This window comes from Thioclava sp. SK-1 (genome assembly GCF_001705665.1).
Classification (GTDB): Bacteria; Pseudomonadota; Alphaproteobacteria; order Rhodobacterales; family Rhodobacteraceae; genus Thioclava.
Window position 1 is genome coordinate 1 of the sequence record NZ_MDHA01000089.1, and the last position, 12,074, is coordinate 12,074.

The following is a 12,074-nucleotide window of genomic DNA, read 5'->3' on the forward strand; positions in this document are numbered from 1 at the left end:
AACATGCAGGATCTGGAAATGGCGACGCTCGGCTGGGTCGATTGGTTTAATCACCGGCGCTTGCTCGGCCCTATCGGAAACATACCGCCAGCAGAGGCTGAACAGAACTTCTATGCACAGCGCGACGTGCTCGATATGGTCGCGTGAAATGAAGCTATAGGTCTCCGGTAAACCTGCGGCGATTCACATATCCAGTCTCCTTCAAAGCGAGCATTGCTCACAGAAAACCGGAACGGAAGTGTTGCACGTCCAAGCCGGGCGCGCTACGAAATGGTGCGCCCTTCGTCGAGATGCCAGAGGCGTTCCGTCAATTGCAGGGGCCGATGCTGCGCAAGCCCGGCGGCGATCGCAAGATGGTGGAGATTCTGTCCTTGGTTTTGCATCACGACGAACAGGCCGTTCTGTGCGCTGTGGAAATGGCTCTGGAGGCGGGCGTGCCGACCAAGACCCATGTGCTGAACCTGCTCCACAGGCTGGTGGATGGCACGCCGACTGACCAGCCCGATGTGACGCCGCCTTCGAGCCTCGTCCTGAAGAAGGAGCCGGAGGCCAACGTCGCACGCTATGACGGACTGCGGGGAGGCACACGCCATGCGTCATGATCCCGCCGGGGGCGCAATTGTCATCATGCTACGCAGCCTTAAGATGCCAGGCATGGCGCAGGCAGTGCATGACCTCATGGAACAGGGACCGCCTGCATTTGACGCGACAATCCCGATCCTGTCGCAACTGCTCGAGGCTGAAATGGCCGAATGCGAGGTGCGCTCCATCTCCTATCACATGTAGGCCGCGCGCTTCCCGGCCTACAAGGACCTGTCCGGCTTCGACTTTGCCACCAGCGCGGTCAACGAAGCCCTCGTGCGCCAACTGCATCGGTGCGGGTTCATGGACCCGGCCGAGACCGTGGTCCTGCTCGGCGGACTCGGAACTGGGAAAAGCCATGTTGTGACTGCATTGGGCGTTCAGGGCATTGAGCATCATCGCAAGCGGGTGCGCTTCTTCTCGACCGTCGAACTGGTGAATGCGCTGGAACAAGAAAAGAGCTAGGGAAAGGCTGGAAAGATCGCCGAGGCGCTGGTGAAGACCGAATTGGTGATCCTGGACGAGCTCGGCTACCTGCCGTTCAGCGCCTCGGGCGGTGCGCTGCTGTTCCATTCTCTCAGCAAACTATGCGAGCGCACCAGTGTGGTCATTACCACCAATCTGAGCTTCAGCGAGTGGGCCAGCGTTTTTGGCGACGCCAAGATGACCACTGCCCTCCTCGATCGGCTCACCCACCGCTGCCACATCCTCGAGACCGGAAACGACAGCTACCGCTTCAAAGCCAGCTCCGAGACAGCGAAAAAGAAACGGAAGGATACAGCGCCATTGACCACGTCATGAACCAGAAGACATAACAAACGGGCGGATCAGTTCTCGGTGACAATGCTGGGTCAGTTCTGAGCGGCATCAAACCCCGACAGGGTCAATAATGACGTCGCCCGCGATATTCAAATTAGTTTGAGGTGGCTTTCCAGGCCTAAGATCAATGCATCTCCCTAAGTATATGAAATTTATTGAATAATCAATGATTTGACGAAGACGGCCGGCAAGATTCGGCGCGTAAAGCGCCCAAATACGACCATTGTGCTATTGCTCTGCATGTGCTTCCTCTGCACCAATCATGAAATTGAAACACCTTAGGAGGGACGATCATGGCTTGGGCAAAACCAGTTTTGCGTGAAATCGACTGTGGTATGGAAATCAATATGTATGGCCCGGATTCGGGCGATGAAGGCGGCGTGTTGTTCTAAGACGCCGATCCGCGCGGAGGCAGATATATGACGATCAACGCGCGTATACTGGGGGCGGCGGCCGGTGGTGGCCTCCCCCAATGGAACTGTGGCTGTCGCAACTGTATCGCAGCACGGGCGGGCACTCTTCCGGCGCAATCTCAAAGCTCGGTCGCGGTAAGCGGGAATGGGCGTGATTGGGCAATTTTGAATGCATCACCAGATATTCGCGACCAGATGGCAGCGGCCCCGCAGTTGCATCCCACAGGCCTGCGTGACTTGCCGCTGCGCGCGGTTGTGGTGACCAATGGCGATATTGATCACGTCGCTGGCCTGTTGGTGCTGCGTGAAAGTCAGCCCTTTACGCTGTTTGCCACGGCGGAAATTCACGATGTCCTGGCCGCCAATCCGATCTTTGACGCCCTGCGCCCTGACTGTGTTGCGCGCGCACGGATCACATTGGACCAACCGTTTGAATTGGTTCCCGACCTGATGGCGACATTGTTTGCCGTACCGGGGAAAGTTCCGCTGTATCTGGAAGGTGAGACAGTTAAGACCGATCTGGTGGGCGAGCAGACGGTGGGTGTGGAGCTGCGCACTGCCACATCGCGCGCCTATTACATCCCGGGCTGCGCACATGTGCCCGCAGATCTGGCGCAGCGATTGCGCGGTGCGGATCTGGTGATGTTTGACGGCACGTTGTGGTCTGATGACGAGATGATCCGCGAAGGACTTAGCCAAAAAACGGGGCAACGTATGGGACATATCTCGATCTCGGGGGAGGGCGGCAGTATGAAGGCGCTCCAGGATCTGGATATTACCCAAAAAGTTTTCGTGCATATGAACAATTCCAACCCTGTTCTGGACCCGGCGTCAAACCAAACGCGCGCGGCCAATGAATGTGGCTGGGTGATCGGGCGCGACGGAATGGAGATTTCGACATGACGCAATCACGCGATGCGTTTGAGGCACGGCTGCGCCAAATCGGGGCAGAGCGCTATCACGACAAACATCCGTTTCATGATATGCTGCACAGTGGCAAATGCACCCCTGATCAGGTGCGCGCCTGGGTGCTGAACCGATATTACTATCAACACACAATTCCGATGAAAGACGCGGCATTCATGAGCCGCGTTGAAGAGCCAAGCCTGCGCCGCGCGTGGCGCTCTCGGATCGAAGATCACGATGGGCATGGCGAAAATGAAGGAGGGATTGAACGCTGGCTGCGTTTGGCGGATGCCGTAGGTCTTGACCGTGATTATGTCGCATCGCGCCGTGGCGTCTTGCCGGCGACCAAATTTGCCTGTGATGCCTATACACGTTTCGTGCGCGACAAGACGCTGTTGGAGGCTGTCGCCTCCTCCCTCACCGAACTTTTTGCGCCCAAGATCCATGCGAACCGGATTGAGGGCCTGTTGGCGCATTATGATTTTGCCGATGATCGCGCGTTGTCCTATTTTAAACGCCGGCTGGCAGAGGCACCAAAGGATGTGGCCTTTGGGCTGGCCTGGGTATTGGATTACGCCGACACGCAAGAGAAACAAGATGCGGCGGCGGCGGCATTGGAATTCAAGACCGATGTGCTTTGGGCGCAGCTTGATGCGCTGTATTGCGCCTATGTCGCGCCGGCGCGCATACCGCCGGGCGGCTGGTTGCCCGGAACCTACATGCGGGCGGTGGCGGCATGATTGCCGCAGGCGCAGTGCCGAAAATTCCGCGTGGCGTGCGCTTGCATTGGGATCATATCCGCGATCGCTGGGTGTTGTTGGTTCCCGAAAAGACCATCGCGTTGGATCAAATTGGCCATGCGATTATATCGAAAATCGACAATCATGCCGATTTTGCCACATTGGTCGCCCGGTTGGCGACAAAATATGACGCGCCTGACAGCCAGATTGCACCCGATGTTTCAGGCTTTATTGAAACGCTCGCGGCGCGGCGTATTTTGGAGGTCCTATGAAAATCCCGCCGCCGATGGCGATGTTGGCCGAGCTGACGCACCGTTGCCCATTGTCCTGCCCATACTGTTCTAACCCGCTGGAATTAGAGCAAAGATCGCGTGAATTGTCGACGCGAGACTGGGTTCGCGTGTTTCAAGAGGCCGCGCAAATGGGTGTTTTGCAACTGCATCTGTCGGGTGGGGAACCTGCAAGTCGGCGCGATTTGGTGCAGCTGGTACAGGCGGCGCAACAAGCGGGGCTGTATACCAATCTTATCACCTCTGGGATCGGATTGACCAAGGCACGGCTAGAAGAGCTGGATCGCGCAGGGCTGGACCATGTGCAACTGTCACTTCAGGGGACCGATGCGCAGATGGCTGACAGGATCGGTGGCTATAAAGGTGGGTTTGACCGCAAGATGGAAGTGGCGGGTTGGATTGGGCAGATTGGCTTTCCGCTGACATTGAATTGTGTGCTGCACCGCGAAAATCTGCATCAATTGCCTCGTGCGTTAGATATGGCGCAAGAGATGGGCGCGCGCCGCATCGAGGTCGCGATTGTGCAGTTTTACGGCTGGGCAATGAAGAACCGGGATGCGCTGATGCCCACCCGTGAGCAGGCGCGCGAGGCCGAAGTGATTGTCGCCAAAGCGCGTGAGGTGCTGAAAGGCCAGCTGATGATTGATTTTGTCCCGGCCGATTACCACGATGATTACCCAAAGCGCTGCATGAGCGGCTGGGGCTCGGTTGGGTTGAATGTCACGCCAGAGGGCACGGTTTTGCCGTGTCATGCGGCGCAAACGATCAAACATCTTGAATTTTGGTCGGTCAAAGATCGCGCTTTGTCGGAAGTTTGGTATGACAGCCCTGCGTTCAATGCTTATCGCGGCGATGCGTGGATGAAAGAGCCGTGCCGCTCGTGCGAGCGCAAGCATATCGATCTGGGCGGGTGCCGCTGCCAGGCTTTGGCGATTTCAGGGGATCCTGCGGCGGCCGATCCGGTATGTATCAAATCGGCCGATCATGTGAAGATGATGCAACTGGCCCAAGGGACGCCGGGTGCGGCCCCTGCGCCGTTGCAGTATCGGGCACAACCGGGGAAATCGCCCGTCCGAAGCGACGGATGATTGTTACAATTCCAGCGGCGAATTTTCATCCGCGATCAACGCGGTCAATAGCCCGCGCCGCGTGTTTTCAGTGTGCACGCTGATCGCTTCTCGCGCTGCGGCAGGATCGCGCGCGCGCAGGGCGGTGACAATGCGCGTGTGGTCCTCATGGGTTTCGGGTGTGACATCGCGGATCGTTGCGCCCATGTGGAAAAGCCGCGTGCATTCCTCTAGGTAGCCGCTGATCAGCGTGTGCAGGCGTGGCACCCGTGCGCCCTGTGCAATGGCAGCGTGAAACCGGTTGTTCGCTGCGACAAATTCCAACACAGGTAAGGTACGATCCTGACCATAGGTTTTTTTCGCCAGCGCCTCTAGCGTTTCAAGCTCTTCATCTGTCATCCGCAAAGCGGCGAGTTCAGCTGCCACGGATTCTAATGCTTTGCGCACGGTGAAAATATCGGTGATATCCTTCACGGTGACAGGGGTGATGCGATACCCACGCCGTGGAAAGGCCTCAACCAGACCTTCCAACGTTAGTCGCGCCAAGGCCTCACGTACGGGTGTTTTACTCATGGACAAGCGTGCGGCCAGCTCTTGTTCCCCGATATCGGTGCCGGGGCGCAAGGTGCAGGTGATGATGTCTTCTCGCAATTGCGCATAGGCCTGATCGGTCAGCGACACGGCCTTTGCGCCCCGCTCGGCGGTGGCTTTTGATGTCCGTGTCAATCTGGCTCTCCCATATGCATATGTACGGCGGCTGCGATCCGCTTTAACGCCTGCTCCAACAGCTTAGGCGTGCAACCATAATTGAGCCGTGCCCAGCCTTCCAGCCCCGACCCGAATTCCGTGCCGCCACTTAGGGCGACACGCGCATGGGTCAGGAAAAATTCGGCAGCGGGGCAAGGCAGCCTTAACGCCGAGAAATCAATCCACGCCAGGAACCCGGCCTGTGGCAGCACCAGTCTGGCCCCCGGCACCAGCACCGCAAGGCGTCGGGCCAAGAGATCACGATTGGCCTGTAGAGTGATGCGTATGGTGTCACGCCATTCGGTGCACAGATCATAGGCAGCGCACATACCCGTCAGCCCCAGAATATTCACACTGTCGACCATACCGTGTCTCGCAGCTTCAAACCGGGCTCGCAGCCCGGCATCGGGCACAATGGCAAAAGCGGTCTTCAGCCCCGGCACATTCCATGTTTTCGATGCCGCCATCAACGTGACAGAGCGCGCCGCGATTTGGCTCGACAGCGATGCAATAGGGATATGTTTCCGCCCGTCCAACACCATGCCGCAATGGATTTCATCGGAAATCACCACCATATTGTGACGCAGACACAGCTCGGCACGGTTTTCCAGCTCGGACCGGGTATAGACCCGCCCTGTCGGGTTTTGCGGATTACACAGCAGCAACGCGTCGCTGTCTTTTGCGGCGCGTTCCATAGCATTGGTGTCGCTGATCCAATGATCGCCTCCTGCCTGGACCTGCCAGACACCATGCTGCCTTAGGCCCCAGTGGGACGGGGCTGCACGCAGTGGCGCATATACTGGTAGTTCTTGCATTACCGCACCATCGTGGGGGGTGAATGCCGATAGCGCCATGTTAAAGCCCGGCTCCACGCCGGGCAAAAACACCAGCCACTCTGGATCAATGGTCCAGCCGAAATCGCGCGCCATCGCCCGGACCAAAACATCGCGCTGTTGCGGCGTTGCCCGGCCATAGCCCAGCACCCCATGATCCAGCCGCGCACGGATGGAGTGCGTGATTTGCGGATCGGCGGCGAAATCCATATCTGCAACCCAAAGCGGCAAGACGTCACTGTCATATCGGCGCCATTTGTTGCTATCGCTGCCCTGACGATCGGGTGCAAACAGCGTTGTCATTATAGCCCCCGGATCATGCCGCCATCTACGCGCACCATAGAGCCGGTGACATAGGCCGATTGCTCGGCGCATAGGAAGGTAACGACTGCGCCAAATTCCTCGGGTGTGCCATAGCGGCCGACGGGGATGGTTTTGCGGCTGGCCTCTTGCACGGCATCCAGCGAAGCACCAGATTTATCGGCCTTGTTTCCGTCCAGCTGCGCCAGGCGGTCGGTTGCGATCCGACCTGGTAGCACCATATTCACCGTAACCCCATGTGGCGCGACCTCTTGTGCCAGTGTTTTCGACCAGCCGGCAATGGCCCCGCGTACCCCGTTTGATAACGCAAGATTGGGAATGGGCTGCACGATGCCCGATGACCCGATGGTCACAATCCGGCCCCAGCCTTTGGCAATCATACCGGACAAAGCGGCATCGGTAATCGCAAAGATCGGATTGGCCATGGTGGCAAAGGCGGCCTGCCATGCGGCGGAAGGTTGGTCTTTGGCCGGGCCAGAGGCAGGGCCGCCGCAATTGTTGATCAAGATATCGACCGGATTTTCAGCCAGCCGTTGAATCAATGCAGCAACGCTATCGGCATCGGCCAGATCCAGCGCAAGCCCTTGCATTCCATCTGCAGGGGCTGTGCCCGACCGTGAGGCTGCGATGACATGCGCACCTTCCGCTGCCAATAATGTCGCGCTTGCCGCGCCAAGCCCCCGGCTTGCGCCCAATACCAAAGCGGTTTTACCCTGTAATCCCAGATCCATCAGTTCAATTCCTTCAATCGTTTATTTTGCCGAGCCAGCAGGCGCTCAACCTCGACAATTGCTTCAGGGGCCAGTCCTGTGCCCGGTGCGCGCAAGGCGTCGCAGGCAATGGCACCGCGCTTGGCCAGCACATATTTGCGCACGGCCAATCCGGCGCCGGGCTGTTGTTCATACCGGACCAGGGGCAGATAGGCGTCAAAGATATCCTGGGCCCGGTCCATTTCGCCGGCCCTAGCCAGTCGCACGACATCTGCTAACATCTCGGGAAAGCCGAAACCGGTCATCGCGCCGTCTGCACCGCGCGCCATTTCCTCGGGCAAGAACACCCCTCCATTTCCGCATAAGATTGAGATATGGCGCCGACCCTTTGCCTCGGCTTGGCGTAATGTGGTGATTTTCGGCAAACCCGGCCAATCCTCATGCTTAAGCATGACAACCTGTGGCACGTCGTCAATGATCTGGCCCAACACCTGATCCGAGATATGCACACCCGTGGCCAGCGGAAAATCTTGCAGCACAATTGGCACGCCCGCCCCCAGCGTTTCGGCGGTCTGTGCGAAATATCGGTGGATCTGGGGATCAGTTTTCAGGTTGCCCGGCGTGGTCACCATACATCCCGCAGCGCCTATATCCATGACAGCCGCGCCCAGTTCACCGATCGCAGCGAGGCCCGGCGCAGACACACCTACAACGACCGGCTTTGTCCCGGCGCGCTTTATCACATGGCGCGCCACGGCACGGCTTTCGGCCTGTGTCAGTTTGGGGGCTTCGCCCATCATACCAAGGATAGTCAGCCCATCGGCGCCATTTTCAAAATAGAAATCCACCACTCGGTCTAGACTGTCGAAATCGATTGCGCCAGTTTCGGTGAACGGGGTGACGGAGATGACATAGACACCTTTGGCATCTGTGGTTAGAAGGGTCATTGATCGTGTCCTTGATCGAAAAGCCGCCCTGGCAGACGGCAGAGGATGTTCGCGATGTTCGCGATGTTGGCGTAATTGCTATGTGAAGCGAAAGTGGCTGGGCGTATCATCGTGGCCCCGCATCGTGGCATTTGGGAAGTAGTGCAGATCCAGCGTTGTGATGGCCACAGCCACTGCGGCCTGAACCGGGTCGATCACGGGTAAGCCCAAAGCCTGCTGTAAGGCATCGCGGTGACGCCCCATACCCGCGCAGCCCAAAATGACTGTATCGGCCCCGTCTTGGTCGCGCAGTAAAGCAGCTGTCGCGAGCAATGTTGGCAGGCTTTCGGGCCTATTGCCCTGTGCGACGGTCATACCGATAGCGCGATCGCCGACAAGGCGCGGCAGCAGGTCCAGCCTATGCAGCCGTGCAGCATGGCGCGCAACGGACGAGGGCCCTAAGGAGAGCACACCAAAACGCCGTCCCAGTTGCAGCGCTGTGTAATAGGCAGCTTCGGCAATGCCGATCACCGGACGATTTGGCAACGTCATGCGGGTTTGATCGACGCCTGGGTCAGAAAAACAGGCCACAACCACCGCGTCTGCTTCGCTGGTGTGGATGGCATGAGTGACCATGGGGGCGACCTGTGCAACATCGACGTCAGTTTCGATGCCAACAGGTGCGCCTGGCAGATCCGCGCAGTGGATCTTGTGCCTGGTCAGGCTGCGCTGCTGCTCAAGGGAGGCCGCGATAGACTTTGTGATCGTGTCAGATCTGTTGGGATTTAGAACAAGGATACGGAGCATGCGGGTCTTTCAGGTCGAAACAATCGGTCTGCCACACGATAAGCCGTGCGGAGTCATGGCCCTTGCATTACAAAATGGTCGGGCGCCACCTGCGCATAACTGCGCGCGGGGGGATGAAAATGCGGTGCTTTGATCGGGCTTATAAGCTGGGTCGTTTCGCTGCGTCGGCGGATTAGGCGACGGGCGGGGTCCGGTTCGGGTACAGCCGCCAACAACCGCCGGGTATAGCTGTGTTGGGGGTTGGAAAAGATGCGTTCACGAGGGCCAATTTCGACAATCTCACCGGAAAGCATAACAGCAACCCGGTGGCTGATCCGCTCAACCACCGCCATATCATGGCTGATGAATAAATAAGACAGTCCCAAATCCGCCTGCAATTGCATCAACAAATTCACCACTTGCGCTTTGATCGTCACATCCAAGGCCGACACGCTTTCATCAGCCACAATCAGCCGCGGCTTCAGCCCCAGTGCGCGCGCGATCGAGATACGCTGCCGCTGACCGCCGGAAAATTCATGCGGCCAACGGCGCGCCATATCCGGGCCCAGCCCAACGCGGTCTAGCAGGCGTGCGACCTCTTCATGCGCCTGGTGCGGGCGGATCAGCCTATGGGCGATCATCGGCTCTGCAATGGCGGGACCGATCCGCATTCGTGGGTTCAACGATGAATAGGGATCTTGAAAGATCATTTGCATCGCGCGGCGTTGATGGGTCAGCGCGGCCTTGGACGCAGCGCGTAAATCCTGACCGTCAAAGAAAATCTCGCCGGATATTGGCTCAGTCAGGCGTAAAACCGAACGCCCGGTGGTGGATTTGCCGCAGCCCGACTCCCCCACCAGCGCCAGCGTCTCACCGGGATGCAGATCAAATGAAACATTTTGCACGGCATGCACGCGGGCGTGGATCCGGTTGAACACACCGCTGCGAAGGTCAAACCGCGTCGTCAGGCCGCGAACCCGCAACAGCGGTGCGGCGTCATGTTGCACCGTGTCATGGATGGGTGCGGGGGGTGATGATGGCGCCTCTTGATATGGACGGGGCAGGGGGCTAGCGTGCAAATCGCCCAGACGGGGCGCCGCAGCGAGCAGGCGGCGAGTGTAATCGGTACGGGGGGTCGCAAAAATCTGCTCGGTCGGCCCGTCCTCTAACAATTTGGCGCGATACATCACCACCGTGCGTTCCGCGATTTCGGCGACCACGCCCATATCATGGGTGATGAACAAAACACCCATGCCGTCTTCATCTTGCAGCTCTTTGATCAGCTCCAAAATTTGGGCCTGGATTGTGACATCCAGGGCCGTCGTTGGCTCGTCTGCAATCAGCAGGCGCGGGGCACAGGCCAATGCCGTGGCAATCATGACCCGCTGCAACATACCGCCCGACATTTCATGTGGGTATTCGCATGCGCGGCGTGCGGCGGCAGGGATGCGTACCCGGTCCATCAACTGCACGGCTTGTGTCATCGCCGCGCGGCGCGATAGTCCGCGATGGCGGATCAATGGCTCTGCTATCTGGCGCCCGACACTTAACACTGGGTTCAGCGATGTCATTGGCTCTTGGAAGATCATGGCAATATCATTGCCGCGAATGCGTTCCATTTGGCGGTCGGGCAGGGCCAAAAGATCCCTCCCATCAAATCGGATGATGCCGCTGGCCCGTGCTAGCCCCTCTGGCAGCAACCCCATGATCGACAATGCTGTGATGCTTTTGCCTGATCCAGATTCCCCCACAACAGCCAAAGTCTGACCCGCTTGCACATCGAAGCTGACATCATCAACCACACTGCGCCAGCCTTCGGGCGTGCGGAATTGTGTCGATAGGTTTGAGATGGATAAAAGCGACATGCCGTTTTCCGTTGCAAAGTTATGCAAGGATTTACACTCGATCCATTCTATGGTGTCAAACTATAATATATATTGTGATATATCTATAATCTGACAGAAGCGGAAGACATATATGCCCAAGCTGGACCCACAGACCCGTCGACAGGTGCTTGTCACATCTTATGAGCTGCATGAGATGCTGAATGGACCGAAGCCACCGGTCGTGATCGCAATTCAATCAGTCAATCCCTACACGGGAGTATCATCGCGCACGGGGGCGTGGATACCCGGCGCGGTTGAGGCGGAGGCCTATACGGATTTTGCGGCCCCATCGGCTCCTGAAAGGGGGCAGCGCCCACTGCCGCCCATCGCCCGATTGCAAGCCGCCGCGCGGCGTTGGGGAATCACCCCTGCGCGCACCGTCGTTCTGTATGACGCGGATCGGTTGATGACTGCGGCGCGGGCTTGGTGGGTGCTGCGTTGGGCCGGAATTGCGGATGTCAGAGTACTGGATGGCGGTTTGTCTGCGTGGAAGAATGCGGGGTTTGAAACGTCTCAATGTGTTGGCAAAAAACGTGAAACTGATATCATATTGACGCCCGGACACATGCCTGAATTGGATGCGTCAGCCGCGCTGGACATAGCTACGCGTGGGGTGTTGCTGGATGCGCGTATCCGGCCCAATTATATTGGCGGCGCGCAGGCGGGCGGTGATCCTCAGCGGGGCCATATCCCTGGGGCTATCAGCGCGCCTGCGCCCGATAATTTCACTGATGAGGGGCCGCTGACCACATCGCAAACTTTGGCGGAAATGTATCGTGGCTTGGGTGTAACAGGGGCGCAGTCAGTCGGTGTTTATTGCGGTGCGGGAATGTCGGCGGCTGTCACAGTGTTGGCGTTGGCCGCGATAGGGGTCGACGCTGCGCTGTATCCCGGATCGTGGTCGCAATATATCCATGACCCCAGCAACCCGGTGAGCCGTGGTCCCTTCCCGTAATTTGCGCTGCGCCCGTTGTGCGCCTATTTTTTGTGCGCGGCCTACGCGGGGGTTATTTTTTGCCGTTTTGATATAGATATAACGCCAATAAAT

General features: G+C 58.2%; 12 protein-coding genes and 3 pseudogenes. 9 read left to right on the plus strand and 6 right to left on the minus strand.

What is annotated here, in order from left to right; translation table 11 throughout:
- From BFP70_RS19010 to pqqE, 8 genes and pseudogenes are all read left to right on the plus strand, one after another.
- Positions 1-147, plus strand: a pseudogene (locus BFP70_RS19010) (IS3 family transposase); the annotation flags it as partial.
- Positions 148-251: 104 nt separating this feature from the next.
- Positions 252-602: pseudogene (locus tag BFP70_RS19015) on the plus strand (IS21 family transposase); the annotation flags it as partial.
- Positions 592-1,383: pseudogene (istB, locus tag BFP70_RS19020) on the plus strand (IS21-like element helper ATPase IstB). The pseudogenes BFP70_RS19015 and istB, both read left to right, overlap by 11 nt.
- Before the next feature lie 311 nt (positions 1,384-1,694).
- The gene (gene pqqA / locus BFP70_RS19025) at positions 1,695-1,793 is read left to right on the plus strand and encodes a pyrroloquinoline quinone precursor peptide PqqA (protein ID WP_066013526.1); all 99 of its coding nucleotides are present in this window, start codon (positions 1,695-1,697) and stop codon (positions 1,791-1,793) included.
- Positions 1,794-1,820: 27 nt separating this feature from the next.
- The gene (gene pqqB / locus BFP70_RS19030) at positions 1,821-2,717 is read left to right on the plus strand and encodes a pyrroloquinoline quinone biosynthesis protein PqqB (protein ID WP_066013528.1); all 897 of its coding nucleotides are present in this window, start codon (positions 1,821-1,823) and stop codon (positions 2,715-2,717) included.
- Positions 2,714-3,460: a pyrroloquinoline-quinone synthase PqqC gene (pqqC, locus tag BFP70_RS19035; RefSeq protein ID WP_066013531.1), complete on the plus strand. Its 747-nt coding sequence runs from the start codon at positions 2,714-2,716 to the stop codon at positions 3,458-3,460. The genes pqqB and pqqC overlap by 4 nt, the downstream gene beginning before the upstream one ends.
- On the plus strand, positions 3,457-3,732 hold the full coding sequence (pqqD, locus tag BFP70_RS19040; protein WP_066013535.1) for a pyrroloquinoline quinone biosynthesis peptide chaperone PqqD: 276 nt from the start codon (positions 3,457-3,459) through the stop codon (positions 3,730-3,732). Before pqqC ends, pqqD begins: the two co-directional genes overlap by 4 nt.
- Entirely contained in the window at positions 3,729-4,838 is a 1,110-nt protein-coding gene (gene pqqE / locus BFP70_RS19045; protein WP_066013540.1) for a pyrroloquinoline quinone biosynthesis protein PqqE, read from the plus strand. The genes pqqD and pqqE overlap by 4 nt, the downstream gene beginning before the upstream one ends.
- A 3-nt stretch (positions 4,839-4,841) precedes the next feature.
- Here the strand turns inward: pqqE and BFP70_RS19050 are convergent, their stop codons facing one another.
- The 6 genes from BFP70_RS19050 to BFP70_RS19075 form a co-directional block, all read right to left on the minus strand.
- A complete protein-coding gene (locus tag BFP70_RS19050) occupies positions 4,842-5,543 on the minus strand; it encodes a GntR family transcriptional regulator (RefSeq protein ID WP_066013542.1) in 702 nt (233 codons plus the stop codon).
- The gene (locus tag BFP70_RS19055; protein WP_066013544.1) at positions 5,540-6,700 is read right to left on the minus strand and encodes a MalY/PatB family protein; all 1,161 of its coding nucleotides are present in this window, start codon (positions 6,698-6,700) and stop codon (positions 5,540-5,542) included. Before BFP70_RS19055 ends, BFP70_RS19050 begins: the two co-directional genes overlap by 4 nt.
- Positions 6,700-7,449 carry an SDR family oxidoreductase gene (locus BFP70_RS19060; RefSeq protein WP_066013545.1) on the minus strand — a complete coding sequence of 250 codons (750 nt, stop codon included), beginning with the start codon at positions 7,447-7,449 and terminating at the stop codon, positions 6,700-6,702. The genes BFP70_RS19055 and BFP70_RS19060 overlap by 1 nt, the downstream gene beginning before the upstream one ends.
- Entirely contained in the window at positions 7,449-8,375 is a 927-nt protein-coding gene (locus BFP70_RS19065) for a dihydrodipicolinate synthase family protein (RefSeq protein ID WP_066013547.1), read from the minus strand. Before BFP70_RS19065 ends, BFP70_RS19060 begins: the two co-directional genes overlap by 1 nt.
- A 78-nt stretch (positions 8,376-8,453) precedes the next feature.
- The gene (locus BFP70_RS19070; protein WP_066013549.1) at positions 8,454-9,161 is read right to left on the minus strand and encodes an aspartate/glutamate racemase family protein; all 708 of its coding nucleotides are present in this window, start codon (positions 9,159-9,161) and stop codon (positions 8,454-8,456) included.
- Between the two features lie 53 nt (positions 9,162-9,214).
- Positions 9,215-11,005, minus strand: coding sequence for an ABC transporter ATP-binding protein (locus BFP70_RS19075; RefSeq protein ID WP_066013552.1), 1,791 nt, complete (start codon positions 11,003-11,005; stop codon positions 9,215-9,217).
- A gap of 112 nt (positions 11,006-11,117) precedes the next feature.
- Here BFP70_RS19075 and BFP70_RS19080 point away from each other — a divergent pair, with 112 nt between their 5' ends.
- On the plus strand, positions 11,118-11,981 hold the full coding sequence (locus tag BFP70_RS19080) for a sulfurtransferase (protein WP_066013554.1): 864 nt from the start codon (positions 11,118-11,120) through the stop codon (positions 11,979-11,981).
- Positions 11,982-12,074 lie beyond the last annotated feature (93 nt).

What these genes read in the sequence shown, in the direction of transcription:
- pqqD (WP_066013535.1), top strand. Translation starts at nt 3,457, where the DNA reads ATGATTGCCGCAGGCGCAGTGCCGAAAATTCCGCGTGGCGTGCGCTTG.
- BFP70_RS19060 (WP_066013545.1), bottom strand. Translation starts at nt 7,449, where the DNA reads ATGGATCTGGGATTACAGGGTAAAACCGCTTTGGTATTGGGCGCAAGC.
- BFP70_RS19070 (WP_066013549.1), bottom strand. Translation starts at nt 9,161, where the DNA reads ATGCTCCGTATCCTTGTTCTAAATCCCAACAGATCTGACACGATCACA.
- BFP70_RS19075 (WP_066013552.1), bottom strand. Translation starts at nt 11,005, where the DNA reads ATGTCGCTTTTATCCATCTCAAACCTATCGACACAATTCCGCACGCCC.
- pqqE (WP_066013540.1), top strand. Translation starts at nt 3,729, where the DNA reads ATGAAAATCCCGCCGCCGATGGCGATGTTGGCCGAGCTGACGCACCGT.
- BFP70_RS19065 (WP_066013547.1), bottom strand. Translation starts at nt 8,375, where the DNA reads ATGACCCTTCTAACCACAGATGCCAAAGGTGTCTATGTCATCTCCGTC.
- BFP70_RS19080 (WP_066013554.1), top strand. Translation starts at nt 11,118, where the DNA reads ATGCCCAAGCTGGACCCACAGACCCGTCGACAGGTGCTTGTCACATCT.
- pqqB (WP_066013528.1), top strand. Translation starts at nt 1,821, where the DNA reads ATGACGATCAACGCGCGTATACTGGGGGCGGCGGCCGGTGGTGGCCTC.
- pqqA (WP_066013526.1), top strand. Translation starts at nt 1,695, where the DNA reads ATGGCTTGGGCAAAACCAGTTTTGCGTGAAATCGACTGTGGTATGGAA.
- pqqC (WP_066013531.1), top strand. Translation starts at nt 2,714, where the DNA reads ATGACGCAATCACGCGATGCGTTTGAGGCACGGCTGCGCCAAATCGGG.
- BFP70_RS19055 (WP_066013544.1), bottom strand. Translation starts at nt 6,700, where the DNA reads ATGACAACGCTGTTTGCACCCGATCGTCAGGGCAGCGATAGCAACAAA.